Below are 16010 nucleotides of genomic sequence, written 5' to 3'. Positions count from 1 at the left end.
GAGGCGGGCTAGCCTTCGACGGGGACGGGCTCGGGCGAGCGCCGCTTCCACGTCATCGCGACTGCGACGGCCCCGACGAGCATCAGCACGACGGCGATCACCATCGCCTGCGTCACCGGCCAGTCGCCGATCTCGAACATCACGACGTTGACGCGGATCTGCTCGATGAGGAACCGTTCGAGCCCGTTGAGCACGAGGTAGACCGCGAAGAGCCAGCCGAGCTGGTGCGCGTGCTTCCGCAGCATCCACAGCACGCCGAAGAGCGCCGTCGCCATCGCCACCTCGTAGAGCATCGTCGGGTAGACGCCGTCGAAGCCCGGCCCGCACTCGGCGAGGAGGTCGCGGTTCAAGATGTTGCGGGGGAACGTCTCGGACCAGAGGAAGCCGGGGACGAACGCGGGCTTGTCGGCGAGGTCGGAGCAGACGCCCCAGTCGCCGTCGCCGGCGAGGTAGCAGCCGATCCGGCCGATGCCGTAGGCCAGCATGAGCCCCGGCGCGGTGGCGTCGGCGAGCGCGCCGAAGCGGACGCCTTTGCTGCGGGCGTAGTACCAGATCGCGATGCCCGCCGTGATGAGCCCGCCGTAGAACGTCAGCCCGCCCGAGGAGAACAGCATCCCGGCCGGGTCGCGCGCGAAGTCGCCGAGGTTTTCGAGGATGTGGAACAGCTTCGAGCCGACGATGCCGAAGAAGGCCGCCAGCAGCATCACGTTCCACATGATCGCCGACGGGCTCGTCTTGACGATCTTCGTCCGCCCATTCTTCCCCGGCTCCTTCATCTCCACCGGCCCGACGATGCCCGCGGCGTACATCCGATCCAGCTCCTTCCGCGCCAGCCACGTCGCCGTCAGGATCGCGACGGCCACCATCAGCCCGAACGAGTAGAGCGGCAGCGGGAGGTCGAACCCGAAGAGGTCGCTGAAAATGTCGGAGAGGCGGGGATACATGGCGGAAGGGTAGAGACGCGACATGTCGCGTCTGTACGGAAGTCGAGAGGTAGGGGCGCAGCGTGCTGCGCCTACGAACGTCGGTGTCGGAAGATCATTGCCACGAGGTCATGGGCGGAGAGCGTCGGCGAGGTCGGCGAAGGGGACGCTCCGCTGCTCGCCCGTCTCCATGTCCTTGAGCTGCGCCGCCTCGGCGGCCAGCTCGTCTTTGCCGACGATCACGGCGTAGCGGGCGCCCTGCCGGTCGGCCTCCTTCATCTGCGCCTTTAGCGAACGGCCCTTCACGTCGAGCCCGACGCGGAGGCCGGCGGCGCGGAGCCGGTCGGCCGTGGTGAAGACCCAGCGCTCGGCGTCATCGCCGAGAGCGACGAGAAACGCGGCCGGATCGTTCGGTTCGGGGGCCGCGATCCCCTGCGCGGCGAGGGCGAGGAACAGCCGCTCGTAGCCCGCCGCGAAGCCGACGGCCGGTACAGGCTGCTTGCTCCCGACGGCCTCGGCGAGCCCGTCGTAGCGTCCGCCCGCCGCGAGCGCGCTCTGCGCCCCGAGGTCCGTGCTTTCGAGTTCGAAGACCGTCCGCGTGTAGTAGTCGAGCCCGCGCACGAGGAGGGGGTCCTCGACGAAGGCGATGCCCAGATCGCCGAGCAGGAGCTTTACCGTTTCGTAGTGCGTCCGGCTCTCGTCGTCGATATAGTCGAGGAGGAGCGGGGCGTCGTCGAGGAGGACACGCTCGGCAGGGTTCTTCGTATCGAGGATGCGAAGTGGGTTCGTCTCCAGCCGCTGCCGGCTCGTTTCGCCGAGCGTGTCGCGGTGGGGTTCGAGGTAGTCGCGGAGGGCCTGCCGGTAGCGAGGGCGGCTCGCGGCGTCGCCGAGCGTGTTGAGGCGGAGCCGCGTGCCGGTGACGCCGAAGGCGCGGTAGACCGCCGCCATGCAGGCGATGGTTTCGGCGTCGGCGCGGGGATCGTCGCTGCCGAGGAGTTCCGTGCCGAACTGATGGAACTGGCGGAAGCGGCCTTTTTGCGGCCGTTCGGCGCGGAAGCAAGGGCCGCTGTACGAGAGCTTCTGCACGCCGCCGCGCTGCTGGAGGTTGTGCTGGAGGTAGGCCCGCATCACGGGCGCCGTGATCTCCGGGCGGAGGACGTAGTCGGTGCTCCCCTTCGTGAAGGCGAACATCTCCTTCTGCACGATGTCCGTCGTCCCGCCCACACCGCGCGCGACGAGTTCCGTCGGCTCGAAGATGGGCGTGCGGATCTCGGCGAAGTTGAACCGCCGCATCACGTCGCGCACGACGCCCTCGGCCCACCGCCACGCCGCGCTGCCGGCGACCGCGCTGCCGCCCACGTCGTATGCGTCGGGCAGGATGTCGAAGGTGCCTTTGATATTCTGGAACGTCATGCGGGGCGTGCGGCTGCCGTGGAGGGGAGCTGCGCAGACGGCGACGCGGGCCTTCAGGCCGCGAGTTCGGCGTCGGCGTCGCGGAAGAGGGTGAGGGCCTCGGCGGAGGTGGCGGCGGCGAGCAAGCGCTGCCGGAACTCGTCGCGGTTCATCAGCCGGGAGATCCGCCCGAGCAGCCGGATGTGCCGGCCGCGCTCGCCCTCGGGCCCGACGAGCAGGAAGATCATCGACACCGGCTGCCCGTCGTGGGCGGCGAAGGCGACGCCATCGGCCGTCGTCGCGAACGCGGCAACCGTATCGGCCACGGCGGCGGTGCGGGCGTGCGGGAGCGCAAGCCCCATCCCGACGCCGGTCGACATCTGCCGCTCGCGGGCGAACACGTCGTGCCGGACCTGCGCGAGGTCGATCACCCCGTCCGCCCCCTCCAACAGGTCGATCACCGCGTTGAGCACGTCGTCCTTCGTGCCGCCCGGCATCTTCACGCGGACCGTCTCCGGCGTGAGCAGGTGGGCGATGGAAAGGGAGCCGTTCGAGGACATGGGCGAGGGGCGGCGGGGAGAGCGCAAATATACGTGCCGCCCCTCCGCGCGTTCGCCCCTCGCGCACGCTTCACGGGCGCTCCGCCCCCTCCACCCGCCGCAGCCGGTCGAGCACGTGCTGCATGTCGTCGGGAAGCGGGGCTTCGAAATCGAGAGCTTCGCCGGTCGCCGGGTGAACGAAGCCGAGGGTGGCGGCGTGGAGCGCCTGCCGCGGCATCACCTCGTACAGGTTGCGGAAGAACGCGCGCCGCTTGCCCGTGTCGTGCCCGTAGCGGATGGTTTGCCCGTCGTACGTCGGATCGCCGAGGATGGGGTGGCCGAGGTGGCGGGCGTGGACGCGGATCTGGTGCGTCCGCCCCGTCTCCAGCCGGAACCGCAGGAGCGACGTGTACTGCTGCGTCTCGACGGTTTCGAAGTGCGTGACGGCGTGCTTGCCGCGCTCCTCGGGCACGACGGCCATCTTCCGCCGGTTGCGCGGGTCGCGGCCGAGGAACGTCTCGACGGTGCCCTCCGGCGGGTCGGGCACGCCCCACACGAGCGCGAGGTAGCGGCGGCGGATCGTCCGATCCATGAACTGCCGCGCGAGGTGCGCGTGCGCGACGTCGTTCTTCGCCACGACCATCAGCCCCGTCGTGTCTTTGTCGAGGCGGTGGACGATGCCCGGCCGCACGGTCACGTCACCGTCGTAGCGCGGCGCGGCCGTCGAGGTCGAGAGGCCGACGTCTTCGTCCTCGGGCTCTTCGTCCTCCTCTTCGAACGAGAGCAGCCCGCCGCCGACGTGGTGCAGCAGCGCGTTGACGAGCGTGCCGGTCCGGTTGCCGTAGGCCGGGTGCACGACGAGGTCGGCCTGCTTGTTGACGACGAGGAGGACGTCATCTTCGTACACGATGTCGAGCGGGATCGCCTCGGGCCGGGCCTCGATGGGCGGCGGGCGCTGGAGCACGCACTCGATGTGGTCCCCGGCGACGACGGGCGTGGACACCTTCGTCTGCACCGCGCCGTTGACGGTCACGTGTCCGTCTTTAATGCCCCGCTGCACTTTCGAGCGCGAGGCGTTCGCGAGCTTGTCGGTGATGTACACGTCGAGCCGCTGCTCGGCCGTGTAGCCGGGCGGCACGTCGAAGACGACGAGGGTCTCCTGCTTTTCTTCGGAATCAGCCATGCCCACAAGCTACGGGCGTACAGCCCGACGACGCGACGCCGTTGGGGTCGGGATTGTCCGATGCCTCGCGCACGCCTACCTTGGTTCCGTTACAATTCCGCTGCGAACGAACAAACGCGGAGGGCCTCATGGTGCAACGAATCGCTACGACGGCTGTCCTGCTCGCCGTCTTCCTCCCAGCGCTCGCCCTCGCGCAGGAGCCCGACAGCGTCCACGTCGAGGTGGCTGGCATCGAACACCCCGCCTATGGGGCGGCGTTCGGCCCCCAATTCCCAGCGGAGATGACCATAGGCCCGCTTCCTCTCATCCAAGTTGAGGGAAGCAATGCGGGTCCGTGGCCTGGAGCCAGACCCGAACACGGATGCAACCCCTTCGTTAACGGCGATGAAGTCGCCGGGAACATCGCGTTCATTTCGCGGGGCACATGTCCGTTCGTCCAGAAGGTGATGAACGCGCAAGCAGTTGGGGCTACAGCTGTCGTTGTCCACAACGACTCCAGGGGCGACGGGGGACAGCCTCCGTTTGTCATGCCTGGAGAATGTTCTACGTGCATGATCCCTGCTGCTTTTATTACGCATGAGAGTTCGATCGATATCCGCAATGAAATGCAATCCGGCCCCGTCGACGCTACGATCCTCCCCATCCGAATCACGCCGCCGCCCGTCGCGGCCGAGACGGGGCCTTCGGCAGGAACATTCGTCCTACAGCCTGTTTACCCCAATCCGCTCTCGTCGGAGGCAACCGTGATGGTCTCGATCCCGACAGCACAAGAGGTCTACCTCACCGTCTACGATGTGCTGGGACGGGAGGTGGCGGTGCTCGCCGAAGGGCTGCGCTCGGCAGGCGATCACGTCATGGCGTTCGACGCGAGTGAGTGGGCGGCGGGAGTCTACCTCGTGCGGCTCCGAGCGGGAAACGTGCAGCGCACGCGATCGCTTACCGTCGTGCGTAGATAGCCAGAGCCCCCTACCCTACCGCGACGCGCTTCTTCCCGAACGTGGCGACGGTGTTGAGCGCCTGCTCGATTTCTTCCGGCGTGTTGTAGTACGTCGGCGAGAAGCGGAGCTTGCGGTCGCGGACGGACATGGCGATGCCGCGCGCCTGCATCGCCTCGAAGACGCTCTCGGGGTCGGGGTGCTCTACGGCGACGATGCCGGAGGCGTGCGCGTCGTCGGTGGAGCCGTAGCGGCGGAGGTCGAGGCGGTCGAGCCCGGCGGCAAGTTCGTTGCGGCGGGCGAGCACATTCGCCTCGCACCAGTCGCGCCCCGCGTCGAGATGGAGCCCGACGGCGGCGTCGAGCGCGACGACGCCCGCGTGGTTCAGCGTGCCGATGCGGAAGCGCCGCGCGTCGTCGTGAAAGTCGGTCGGGTACGCGAGGAAGTCGTCCCAGTCGAGCGGCCCGTTGAGCCAGCCGCGCACGGGGCGGAGCCGGTCTTGCAGCGCTTCGGTGATGTAGAAAAACGCCGTGCCCTGCATCCCCATCACCCACTTCTGCCCGCCACACGCGAGGAAGTCGACAGGCAGGTCGGCCACGTCGAGCCGGAGCGCGCCGACGCCCTGGATCGCGTCGACGCAGAAGAGGATTCCGCGCGAGCGGCACAGCCGGCCAATCGCCTCGATGTCAGCGCGAAAGCCGGAGAGGAACTGCACCCAACTGACGGAGACGAGCCGCGTCCGCGGCGTCAGCGTCCGCTCCACGTCTTCGACGGTGAACGTCCCCCGCTCGTGCGGAATCCGGTCGAGCACGACGCCGTGGTGTTCGAGCCCGAGGTAGGGATAGACGTTCGCCGGAAACTCGCAGGCAGGCACGGCGATGCGGTCGCCCGGCCGCCAGTCGAGCCCCTGCGCGAGCACGTTGATCGCCGCCGACGTGTTCGGCGCGAACTCGACGCGCTCGGTCGGTGCGCCGAGCAGTCGCCCGAGCCGCTCCCGCGCGCGGGCGACGGTCGGCTCGACGTCGAAGTAGTTGTTCGGCTTCGTCCGGTGCCGCTGGTCGAGGAACGCGCCGACGGCGTCCATCACCGGCTGACTCAGCGGGCCGGTCGAGGCGTGGTCGAGGTAGGCCCACGTCTCGGTGTGCGGGAAGTGGCGGCGGAGGTCGTCGAGGGTCATAGGCTTTTGCTCATCGTTTCTTGACTTCCGTTCGGCTATTTTTATACGTTCGAAGGGTAACGAACCATCCGATGCCCCCACAACTCATGGACTGGTTGGCTCTGCTTCTGATCCTCACTGTCGCTGCGGTCGCATTCACGCTGAGCCGCCGAGTCCCAGCGCGTTGGCGCCTCGCCGTCGGGATCCCGCTGATGCTGTGGGTCCTCTATTACCCGGTCGCGGACGGTGCGTACGGCTATGCCGCGGCGATGCTCCTGATCTTCTCCTATGGGATCGTCCGCCAATTCCGGTCGATCCACCCGCAGCAGGGGAGCGCCTGAATCGGTCCCAGCCAGGGCGACCACGAGGGATCGCCCCCGCAGTCACGAAGCACGACGGCCTCGGTAGCATTCCCTCCTTCGGCCCCCACATTCACTCCCCGTCCTGGGCTTCGTCGAGGATTTCCTCCGCCTCCTCGCGGTCCTCGGCGTCCTCTTCCGGCTTGTCCTGCTCGGCTTCGGCCTCCGGCACGGCGGCCAACTCGACGAGGATCGGGAAGTGATCACTGCCGACGTGATCGAGCCGCCGGAGTTCGACGACTTCGAGGGCTTCGGAATGAAAAACGTGGTCGAGCGGCCAGCGCATGGGGGGATAGTCCGCGTGGAAGGTCGCGTAGAGGCCGCGGCCGATGCGGGGGTCGAGCAGGCCCGAGATCTCCTGAAACAGCTCCGTCGTGTAGCTCCACGCCACGTCGTTGAAGTCGCCGGCGACGATGAGGGGGCCGTCGTGGTCCTCGACCTCGCGGGCGACGAGGACGAGCTCGGCGTCGCGGTTGTCGGTGTCGTCGGCGGGCTGCGGCGGACGCGGGTGGATGAAGGCGAACGCCACGCTTTCGCCGGAGGGTAGCTCGAACGAGCCCCAGATGGAGGGGATGCTGTCCTCGACGACCTCACGCACTTCGACGTCGCGGAGCGGCCAGCGCGAGTAGAGGAGCATTCCGTACGTGTTGTCGAGCGGGCGCTCGACGGCGTGCGGCAGCTCGTCGCGCAGCGGTTGGATTTGCTGCTGCCACCACGTATCCGCCTCCGTCACGAGCACGAGATCGGGCCGGGCCTCGCGGACCACACGCAGCCAGCGCTCGCTCTCGCGGTTCGTCTGAAGCACGTTCGAGGCGACGAGCCGGAAGGCCTGCCCGTCGGCCGGCGCCTCGGCCTCGACGGATTGGACGCTGTGGAGCGGCGTGTACGGCCAGATCTGCACGAGCTGATAGGCCACGCTGACGACGAGCACGGCGAGTACCGCCCAATCCCACCGCGTCGTACGCTCACGGAAGAACCAGAACGCAACGAGCACGACGATCCCGAGCGTGGCGAGCTGGACGCGCGGAAAATCGAAGATGCGGATCCACCAGTACGGCTCGTGGATGAGCGGAAGCGCCGTGGCAACGACGAACAGGAGCGCCAGCACGAGGAGGGCGATGCGGAGGATCGGGTGTTTAGACAAGGTGGATCGAGTCCCGTGCGGGTAGGTGGGAAAGGATAGCGCGGAGAGGACGGAGGGAGTAGAGAGAGCGCAAGCCACACCGATCCCTGCATTCCTTTCCCATTCTCCACGTTTACTCGACGCGCCCCGGGAAGCCCCGGACGAGGCTCGGGTCAAACATCTTTCTCCTTCCGCTCCCGCTCCTCCTCCGGGCTCTCCTCCGCCTTCATCTCCTCGGCGAACTCCACGAGGTCGTCGCCCTGCTCCTGGTCGTCCTCGTCGGCCTCCGGCGCTTCCTGATCGAGGGCGTCGCCGACGTAGGCGAGGTCTACGAAGACGGGGAAGTGGTCGCTGCCGGTGTGGCCGAGGACGCGGAGGTCGACGAGCGCGAGGTCGTCGGAGTGGAAGATGTGGTCGAGCGGGTAGCGGAGGAGCGGGTGGTCGGCGTGGAACGTCATGTAGAGGCCGCGGCCCCGGCGGGGGTCGAGCAGGCCGGCGAGCTTCTGGAAGAGGCTCGTCGTGTAGCTCCACGCCACGTCGTTGAAGTCGCCGGCGACGACGACGGGCCGCTCCAGCGGTTCGACGGCGCGGGCGACGAGGACGAGCTCGGCGTCGCGGAGGTGGGAGTCCTGCCCGATGTCCGGCCGAGGCGGTCGCGGGTGGACGAAGACGAGTTGGACGCGCGGCCCGTCCGGCAGCTTCACGCGCGCCCACACGCTCGGCACCTCGTCCTCGACGAGCCGCTTGACCTCGAGGTCTTCGAGCGGGAAGCGCGAGTACACAACCATCCCGTACGTGTCCTCCTGCGGGACTTCTTTCTTATGCGGGTAGTCCGCTTCGAGCACGCGCATCTGCTCGGCCCACCACTGATCGGTCTCGACGCCCATGATCACGTCGGCATCCTCAGCGGTGACGACAGCGTGCCACTTGTCGAAGTCGCGGTTCTCCATCCAAACGTTCGTGATGAGGAGGCGGAGCCGCCGCTCGCGCGGGACGCCCGAGACGGATTCGCTCTCGACCGGCATCAGCGGCGAGTACTGCGCGATCCACACGAGCTGATAGACGAGCACGAGCGCAAGCAGCCCCGCCACGATCCACTCGAACGTGTCCATATCGCCCGTCGCGAGATTGACCACGACATAGAGCGCGAGCACGACGCTCGCGAGCGCGACGATCTGGAGGCGCGGGAAGTCGAACATCCGCGTCCACCAGTACGGCCACGGCAGGCTCGACAGCACCGACGCCGCGATCGCGAGGAGCGCGAGGACGAGCAGGACGATTTGGAGGGCAGCGAGCATCGGAGGGGCGAAGGGAGGGGCCGCAGCAAGATACCGACCCCGGCTCGAACACGCGCTCAGGCGCGGAAGAACTGCTTGCCCGCAAGCTGGCGCACGAGCCCCTTGAACTCCAGCGAGAGGAGGTAGACGAGCGCGTTCGAGGTGTCGAGCCCGCTCCGCTCGCAGAGCGTATCGAGGTGGACGGGCTCGGCCGAGAGCGCGTCGTAGAGTTTGGCCTCGGCCCCGTTGAGCACGGGCGGTGGCGCGGGCTCTGGCGCGACGGGCACCGCCCCCGGCACGGCCTCGAGCTGCCCCTCGATCTCTTCGAGCAGCTCGTCGACCGTCGTGACGAGCGTGGCGTAGCCCTTGCGGATGAGCTGGTTCGTCCCCTCCCCTGCCGGCCCGAACACGGCGGCCGGCGCGGCCCACACCTCGCGGTTCTGCTCCAGCGCCATCCACGCCGTGATGAGCGCGCCGCCCGTCTTCCGCGCCTCGGCGACGAGCGTGCCGAGCGAGCACCCCGCGATGATCCGGTTGCGGCGCGGGAAGTTCGACGCGTCGGGCGCGGTGCCGAGGGCGAACTCGCTCAGCACGGCGCCGTGGTCGCCGGCGATCTGCTCGGCGAGCGGCTTGTTCCGGCTCGGGTAAATCCGGTCCACGCCCGAGCCGAGCACGGCGAGCGTCCGTCCGCCCGCTTCGAGTGCGCCCCGGTGCGCCGCTGTGTCGATCCCGTACGCCAGCCCGCTGACGATCGTGAACCCGCGCTGCGCGAGCTCGAACGCGAAGTCGTGCGCGACGCGCTTGCCGTAATCCGTCGCCCGCCGCGTCCCGACGATCGCGATCGCGCGGCCGTCCTGCGGCAGCAGATCGCCGCGCAGCCAGAGCACGGCGGGCGGGTCGTAGATCTGCCGGAGCAGACGGGGGTAGCGCTCGTCCCACAGCGGCACGAGCTCGGCGCCGACGCGGGCGGCGCGCTCGAACTGCTCGTCCACCGTGGCGTCCCCGTCGAAATCGCGGATCGCCTTCGCCGTGTGCGGGCCGACGCGGTCTACCTGCGCGAGCGCCCGAGGCGACGCCGCCATCACCGCCGACGCCGAGCCGAAATGGGCGAGGAGCGAGCGAATCCGCCCCGGCCCGACGCCCGGCACGAGCGAGAGCGCGACGAGCGCCCGCAGTTCGTCGGCGTCGGTCGGAGCGTGCTGGGCGAAGAGGTCCACGGGCAGCGGCGGCGAGGGAGGAAGCGGAAGATGGCACCGCCCTCGCACAATGGCAAGCCGTGCGCCGCTGCGCTAGCGGAAATCGCCCCCTACCTCGGCCCGTTCCGCGTCTTTGTTGCGCTCGATGTAACGCCACAACGTCTCCTTCAGCTCGTCCAACCCCTTCTGCGCGACGGCCGAGATCGGCAGCACCTCGACGCCCTCGGGGAAGCCGTTGCGCGCGTCCTCCACGAAGGCGTCGAGCATGTCCGGCGGGAGGAGGTCGGTCTTCGAGAGCGCCACGATACGCGGCTTGTCCATCAGTTCGGCGTTGAACGCCTCGAGCTCGCCGAGGAGGGTACGGTACTGCGCGCCCGCGTCGTCGGCGTTCGACGGGATGACGAAGAGGAGCACGGCGTTGCGCTCGATGTGCTTGAGGAAGCGCGTGCCGAGGCCGCGCCCCTCGCTCGCGCCCTCGATGATACCGGGGATGTCAGCGACGACGAACGAGCGGTGGTCACCGAGGTAGACCATCCCGAGGTTCGGTTCGAGCGTGGTGAACGGGTAGTCCGCCACCTTCGGCTTCGCCGCCGAGATCGTCGAGACGAGCGTGCTCTTCCCCGCGTTCGGGAAGCCGACGAGGCCGACGTCGGCGAGCAGCTTGAGTTCGAGCGTGACCTCACGCTCCTCGCCGGGCTCGCCGGGCTGCGCGTACTGCGGAGCCTGGTTCGTCGAGCTTTTGAAGTGGACGTTGCCGAGCCCGCCGCGCCCGCCCTGCGCGAGCACGAGCCGGTCGCCGTCGTGCATCAGGTCGCCGAGGATTTCGTTCGTCGTCGAGTCGCGGACGACGGTGCCGAGGGGGACGCGGATTACGATGTCGTCGGCGCTCTTGCCCGTCTTCTGGTCGCGCAGGCCGGGCTCGCCCGCCTTCGCGAAGTGATGGCGGTTGTAGCGGAGGTCGAGGAGGGTGTAGAGGTTGTCGTCGGCTTCGAGGAGGACGGAGCCGCCCGCGCCGCCGTCGCCGCCGCTCGGGCCGCCCATCGGCTCGTACTTCGCGCGGCGGAAGGTCACCGCCCCCGCTCCGCCTTTGCCGCTGCGAACGCTGATTGTGACGTAATCGACGAATTTCATAGGATGCGTAATGCGTGAAACGTGATGCGGAGGGGCGCGCGGCTCCGACCTCGCGCTGGGGACACCCTTACGTTCTACGCCTCCCGTTTTCTCCCCCTCCTCCCGATATCCTTGAAAGACGTCATTCTCTACACCGACGGCGCGTGCAGCGGCAACCCCGGCCCCGGCGGCTGGGCCGCCCTCCTCCAATTCGGCGGGCAGGAGCGGACGCTGAAGGGCGCCGAGCCCGACACGACGAACAACCGCATGGAGATGATCGCGGTGATCGAAGGGCTCCGCGCGCTGAAGGAGCCGTGCCGCGTCGCCGTTCACACCGACAGCGCGTACGTCGTGAATGCCTTTCAGCAGAACTGGATCGCGAACTGGCAGCGGCGCGGGTGGAAGACGGCCGACAAGAAGCCGGTCAAGAACCGCGACCTCTGGGAAGAGCTGCTCCGCCTCGTCGACACGCACGAGGTCACGTTCGTCAAAGTCGAAGGCCACGCCGACGACGCCCGCAACAACTACGTCGACGGCGTCGCCGTGAGCGCCATCGACGACCTCCGGATCGAGTTGGGCTTGAAGTAGTTCGATTTATCCCACCCCGCGCCTCTCCTATGGCCGTCGAATACGCTACCGACTTCCGCGAACGCCCCGAGTGCTACGAGATCGGGCGCGGCGAGCGCGGCGTGTTCAAAGTGCAGCCGTACAAGTCGGAGCTGCTGCCGCTGTGGTCGTTCAAGGACGAGGCGGCGGCCAAGGAATCCTCCGCCGCGATCTGGGCGAAGTTCGAGGCCTACCGCGACGCCGAGGATTTCGTGGGGATGGACATGGCGCGGAAGTACCTGCAGATGGGCTACACGCGGGCGATGCGCTACGCGAAGTACCCCGGCGGCCGGAAGTACGCCGACGACGGCACCGTGAAGGAGCCCGAGCAGTGGGCCGATGCCGAGAAGCGCGCTTCGGCGCTGATCTTCGACGAACGGCTGAAAGCGGCGAAAGCCGACGCGACCTACCAGCGCCTCCGCGACGCCCACCGACAGCGAGAACGCCCGGCCGACTGCCCATGACCTTCGACCTCGTCCACGCCCGCGCCCTCCTCGCGCGCACGCCCGCCACGCTCGACGCGCTCCTCCGCGACCTCCCCGAGCCGTTTGTGCACGCCAACGAAGGCACCGGCACGTGGAGCCCGTTCGACGTCGTCGGCCACCTGATCCACGGGGAGCAGACGGACTGGATGGCGCGCGCCGACCTCATCCTCCGGCCCGGCGGCCCGCACCGCTTCGCCCCCTTCGACCGGTTCGCGCAGGAAGAAGCGAGCCGAGGCCGCACGCTCGACGAGTTGCTGGACACGTTCGCCACACTCCGCGCCGAGAACCTCCTCGCCCTCGACGCCCTCGCCCTCCCCGACGACGCGCTCGACCGCGAGGGACTGCACCCCGACTTCGGCACCGTGACACTCCGGCAGCTCCTGTCCACGTGGGTCGTCCACGACCTCGGGCACCTCGCCCAGATCAGCCGCGCCCTCGCGAAGGTCTACCGCGACGAGATCGGGCCGTGGCGGGCATACCTCCCCGTGTTGGATCGTCGCTGAGCTGAACCCGACACGCCGCGAGCCGACGAACGGTCGATGACGATAGCCAATCGGGCGTAGACTTCAACACCTACCCACCCGCAACGCTCCTCGCCCGCCCATGAAGCTCGTCGGCACGCAACTCGCGTACTTCTTCCAGGACCGGCAGGCCCGCCGCAACGTCCGGGCCCTGCTGAAGTACGTCGCCTTCGTCGTCGTCGTCGTCGTCGTATTCGCCGAGGTGTTCCACCTCATCATGGTCCACGTCGAGGGCGAGGATCACTCGTGGGTCACGGGGCTCTACTGGACGCTGACGGTGATGAGCACGCTCGGCTTCGGGGACATCACGTTCCAGAGCGACCTCGGCCGCGTCTTCAGCATCGTCGTGCTGATCTCGGGGATCGTGCTCCTCCTGATCGTGCTGCCGTTCGCGTTCATCCGCTTCTTTTACGCGCCGTGGCTCGAAGCGCAGATCCGCACGCGCGCGCCGCGCCGGGTGCCGGCCGGAACGACGGGCCACGTCATTCTCTGTGCTTACGACACGATCGCGCCGGACCTCATCGCGCGGCTAGAGCAGGAGGCGATCCCGTACTTCGTCCTCCTCTCCGATGCCGCCGCAGCGGCGGAGCTCCACCTCGAAGGCGTCTCCGTCGTCGCCGGCGACGCCGACAGCACGGCGACGTGGGAGGCCCTCGGCGTCGACCGCGCGCGGCTCGTCTTCGCCAACCGCTCCGACGTCGTCAACACGAACATCGCGCTGACCGTGCGCGAGATCGCGCCCGACGTGCCGATCGTCGCCGTCGCCGGGAAGGAGGACTCCGTCGACGTGCTGGAGCTCAGCGGGGCGACGCACGTGCTCCCGCTCAAGACGTGGCTCGGCGAGCAGCTCGCGAGCCGCGTCGACGCCCTCTACGCGCAGTCGCACGCGATCGGGCGCTACCAAAACCTCCTCATCGCTGAGCTCCCCGTCCACCACACCCCGCTCGTGGGGAAGACGATCCGCGAGACGCGGCTGCGCGCGATCGCCGGGGTCAGCATCATCGGGGTGTGGGAACGCGGCCGGCTCCGGCCCGCCCGGCCCGACATCGTGCTCACCAAGGCGAGCGTCCCCGTGCTGATCGGGACGGAGGAGCAGTTCGAGACCCTCGACGACCTCTTGCTGATCTACGGCACGAACCCGAACCCCGTCCTCGTGATCGGCGGGGGGACCGTGGGCCGCGCGGCGACACGTGCGCTCCAGCGCCGCGAGGTCCCCGTCCACCTCGTCGAGCAGAGCGAGGCGCTGTGCGAGCGGCTCGGCGGGCTCTGCGAAGGCGTCTTCGCCGGCGACGCCGCCGACTACGACCTCCTCAAGCGCGCGGGGATCATGGACGCCCCCTCCGTCCTCCTCACCACGAACGACGACGCCGTCAACATCTACCTCGCCTCGTACTGCCGCCACCTCAACCCCGACCTCCGCATCGTCAGCCGGATCACGCACGCCCGCAACTCCGAGTCGATCCACCGCGCCGGGGCCGACTTCGTGCTGAGCTACGACGCGCTCGGCGCCTCGGCCGTGCACTCCGTCCTCCACGGCCGCGAACTCGTCGTCCTCGGCGAGGGCATCGACCTGTTCTCGGCCCCGCTCCCGCGCTCGCTCTGGGGCCGGACCCTCGCCGAGACCGGGATCGGCGCGCGCACCGGGCTCAACGTGATCGCCGTCCAGCGCAACGGCGACCTCGTGACGAGCCCTCCTGCCTCGATGCCGCTCGAAGCGGGGGTCGAGCTCGTCATGCTCGGCGACGCGCAGCAGCGCCGGGAGTTCATCGAGCACTTCGGCGCGTAGGCCCCTCGGGCTCCCTCGGCGCGGACGGATCGGAAGCCCCACTCCCGCGTTTGCGTGCCGCCCCCGCCATCCGGGCCGGGGCGACAGCCGCCGAGGAACACGATGGATGAGAAGCCAGAGGACACGACACCGGGGTCGCCGATCCCGCCGCGCCGCAGCCCGACGGCGGCTGACGCGCGCGGCGTCAGTCAGTTGACGGTCGATGCGGTGACGGGCGTGACGGACATCGTGGAGGAGGTGCACCACACCATCGCCCGCCTCGCGTCGCCCTTCGGCGCCCCACGTTCGAATCGGGCGCGGGGGATTTCGGGGTTCGTCTACCGCAACGTCCGCCGCGTCACGCGCGCGACCGGCTTCGGGTTCGATACGGCGCTCGTCCCCTTCGCCCCGCTGTTGGACCGCTACGACGTGCCACGCCGCGACGATGCCCTCGCGATCCTGAACGGCGTCGTCGGCGACCACCTCGCGGCGACGGACAACCCGCTGGCGATCCCGATGCACCTCCGCCGCGACGGGCACCCGCTCGCACTCGACCGGCCGATGCACGCCGCTGCTGCCCCACATGGCCGGCTGCTCGTCCTCGCCCACGGTCTCTGCATGGACGATCGGGGGTGGATGCGTCAAGGGCACGACCACGGGGTTGCGCTCGCCCGCGACTTGGACTACGTCCCGCTCTACCTCAAGTACAACAGCGGCCGATCCATCGCAGCCAACGGCCGCGCGTTCGCCGACGTGCTCGAGCGATTGGTCGGAGCGTGGCCCGTTCCCGTCACCGACCTCGTCGTCGTCGGGCACAGCATGGGCGGGCTCGTCGCCCGCAGCGCGAGCCACGTCGCCGGACAGGCGGAGCACACGTGGCTGCGCTCGCTGCGGGCGCTCGCGTTTCTCGGCACGCCGCACCACGGGGCGCCGCTGGAGCGCGCGGGCAACGGCGTCGACCTCTTCCTCGGGGCTAGCCCGTTCACGGCGCCGTTCGCCCGGCTCGGGCTGATCCGCAGCGCCGGCGTGAAAGACCTCCGCTACGGGACGATTCTCGACGACCGCGAGGGCGCGGCGCGCGCGCCGGGCGCGCACGTCCCCCTTCCCGACGTGCCGTGCTTCGCGGTCGCGGCGACGAAGCAGCGCGAGCCCGACGGCAAGGCGTGGACGGCCGTGGGCGACGGGCTCGTGCCCGTCCGCAGCGCGCTCGGTGAGCATCCCGACCCGGCGCTCGCGCTCGCGATCCCCAACGCGCGGCAGCGCGTGTTCCACGGGCTCGGCCACTTCGACCTCCTCAGCAGCCGCGACGTCTACGCTGCGCTCCACGGCTGGCTCGCCGAGGACTGACGGGGCGGATGGGAAAGAGGCGGAATCGTGGACCCGGCTCGGAACGTGGGGGGAGCCGGGGCCGTTTGCCAGGCTCACTTCTCCTCTCTTTAC

General features: G+C 69.1%; 16 protein-coding genes. 7 read left to right on the top strand and 9 right to left on the bottom strand.

Translation table 11 applies throughout. The features are described 5' to 3' along the window. Positions 1-8: 8 nt before the first annotated feature. The 4 genes from ABJF88_07815 to ABJF88_07800 all read right to left on the bottom strand — a co-directional run bounded on the left by ABJF88_07815 (position 9) and on the right by ABJF88_07800 (position 4037). Entirely contained in the window at positions 9-944 is a 936-nt protein-coding gene (locus ABJF88_07815; GenBank protein MEP0546822.1) for a prolipoprotein diacylglyceryl transferase family protein, read from the bottom strand. Positions 945-1052: 108 nt separating this feature from the next. Then, positions 1053-2336: a histidine--tRNA ligase gene (gene hisS / locus ABJF88_07810; protein MEP0546821.1), complete on the bottom strand. Its 1284-nt coding sequence runs from the start codon at positions 2334-2336 to the stop codon at positions 1053-1055. 53 nt (positions 2337-2389) lie between these two features. Next, positions 2390-2875 carry a PTS sugar transporter subunit IIA gene (locus tag ABJF88_07805; GenBank protein MEP0546820.1) on the bottom strand — a complete coding sequence of 162 codons (486 nt, stop codon included), beginning with the start codon at positions 2873-2875 and terminating at the stop codon, positions 2390-2392. 70 nt (positions 2876-2945) lie between these two features. Then, positions 2946-4037 carry an RluA family pseudouridine synthase gene (locus ABJF88_07800; GenBank protein ID MEP0546819.1) on the bottom strand — a complete coding sequence of 364 codons (1092 nt, stop codon included), beginning with the start codon at positions 4035-4037 and terminating at the stop codon, positions 2946-2948. Positions 4038-4165: 128 nt separating this feature from the next. On the opposite strand from ABJF88_07800, the gene ABJF88_07795 reads away from it, so the two are divergent. Beyond that, a complete protein-coding gene (locus tag ABJF88_07795; GenBank protein ID MEP0546818.1) occupies positions 4166-4993 on the top strand; it encodes a PA domain-containing protein in 828 nt (275 codons plus the stop codon). A gap of 10 nt (positions 4994-5003) precedes the next feature. On the opposite strand, the gene ABJF88_07790 is transcribed toward ABJF88_07795, so the two are convergent. Next, positions 5004-6149 carry an aminotransferase class V-fold PLP-dependent enzyme gene (locus ABJF88_07790; GenBank protein MEP0546817.1) on the bottom strand — a complete coding sequence of 382 codons (1146 nt, stop codon included), beginning with the start codon at positions 6147-6149 and terminating at the stop codon, positions 5004-5006. Between the two features lie 71 nt (positions 6150-6220). Between ABJF88_07790 and ABJF88_07785 the strand changes: the two genes are divergently transcribed. After that, positions 6221-6469: a hypothetical protein gene (locus tag ABJF88_07785; GenBank protein ID MEP0546816.1), complete on the top strand. Its 249-nt coding sequence runs from the start codon at positions 6221-6223 to the stop codon at positions 6467-6469. Between the two features lie 91 nt (positions 6470-6560). Here ABJF88_07785 and ABJF88_07780 read toward each other — a convergent pair whose 3' ends face one another. The 4 genes from ABJF88_07780 to obgE form a co-directional block, all read right to left on the bottom strand. Then, complete coding sequence (locus ABJF88_07780) at positions 6561-7631, bottom strand: endonuclease/exonuclease/phosphatase family protein (GenBank protein MEP0546815.1); 1071 nt, start codon at positions 7629-7631, stop codon at positions 6561-6563. Between the two features lie 152 nt (positions 7632-7783). Next, entirely contained in the window at positions 7784-8908 is a 1125-nt protein-coding gene (locus ABJF88_07775) for an endonuclease/exonuclease/phosphatase family protein (GenBank protein ID MEP0546814.1), read from the bottom strand. Positions 8909-8964: 56 nt separating this feature from the next. Beyond that, complete coding sequence (gene dprA / locus ABJF88_07770; protein ID MEP0546813.1) at positions 8965-10104, bottom strand: DNA-processing protein DprA; 1140 nt, start codon at positions 10102-10104, stop codon at positions 8965-8967. 72 nt (positions 10105-10176) lie between these two features. After that, on the bottom strand, positions 10177-11214 hold the full coding sequence (obgE, locus tag ABJF88_07765) for a GTPase ObgE (protein MEP0546812.1): 1038 nt from the start codon (positions 11212-11214) through the stop codon (positions 10177-10179). 111 nt (positions 11215-11325) lie between these two features. Between obgE and rnhA the strand changes: the two genes are divergently transcribed. From rnhA to ABJF88_07740, 5 genes are all read left to right on the top strand, one after another. Continuing rightward, on the top strand, positions 11326-11781 hold the full coding sequence (gene rnhA, locus ABJF88_07760) for a ribonuclease HI (GenBank protein MEP0546811.1): 456 nt from the start codon (positions 11326-11328) through the stop codon (positions 11779-11781). A gap of 29 nt (positions 11782-11810) precedes the next feature. Then, positions 11811-12263, top strand: a complete 453-nt coding sequence (locus tag ABJF88_07755) for a DUF4385 domain-containing protein (protein ID MEP0546810.1) — start codon at positions 11811-11813, stop codon at positions 12261-12263. Beyond that, entirely contained in the window at positions 12260-12787 is a 528-nt protein-coding gene (locus tag ABJF88_07750) for a DinB family protein (GenBank protein ID MEP0546809.1), read from the top strand. Before ABJF88_07755 ends, ABJF88_07750 begins: the two co-directional genes overlap by 4 nt. Positions 12788-12887: 100 nt before the next feature. Beyond that, positions 12888-14591 (top strand): NAD-binding protein, encoded by a 1704-nt coding sequence (locus ABJF88_07745; GenBank protein ID MEP0546808.1) that lies wholly within the window; start codon positions 12888-12890, stop codon positions 14589-14591. 102 nt (positions 14592-14693) lie between these two features. Beyond that, a complete protein-coding gene (locus ABJF88_07740) occupies positions 14694-15917 on the top strand; it encodes an alpha/beta hydrolase (protein MEP0546807.1) in 1224 nt (407 codons plus the stop codon). Positions 15918-16010 lie beyond the last annotated feature (93 nt).

It is taken from the genome of Rhodothermales bacterium, assembly GCA_039944855.1.
Lineage (GTDB): Bacteria > Bacteroidota > Rhodothermia > Rhodothermales > JANQRZ01 > JBBSMX01.
Note: the sequence above shows the minus strand (reverse complement) of the source record. Positions and strands in the feature narration are given on the sequence as shown.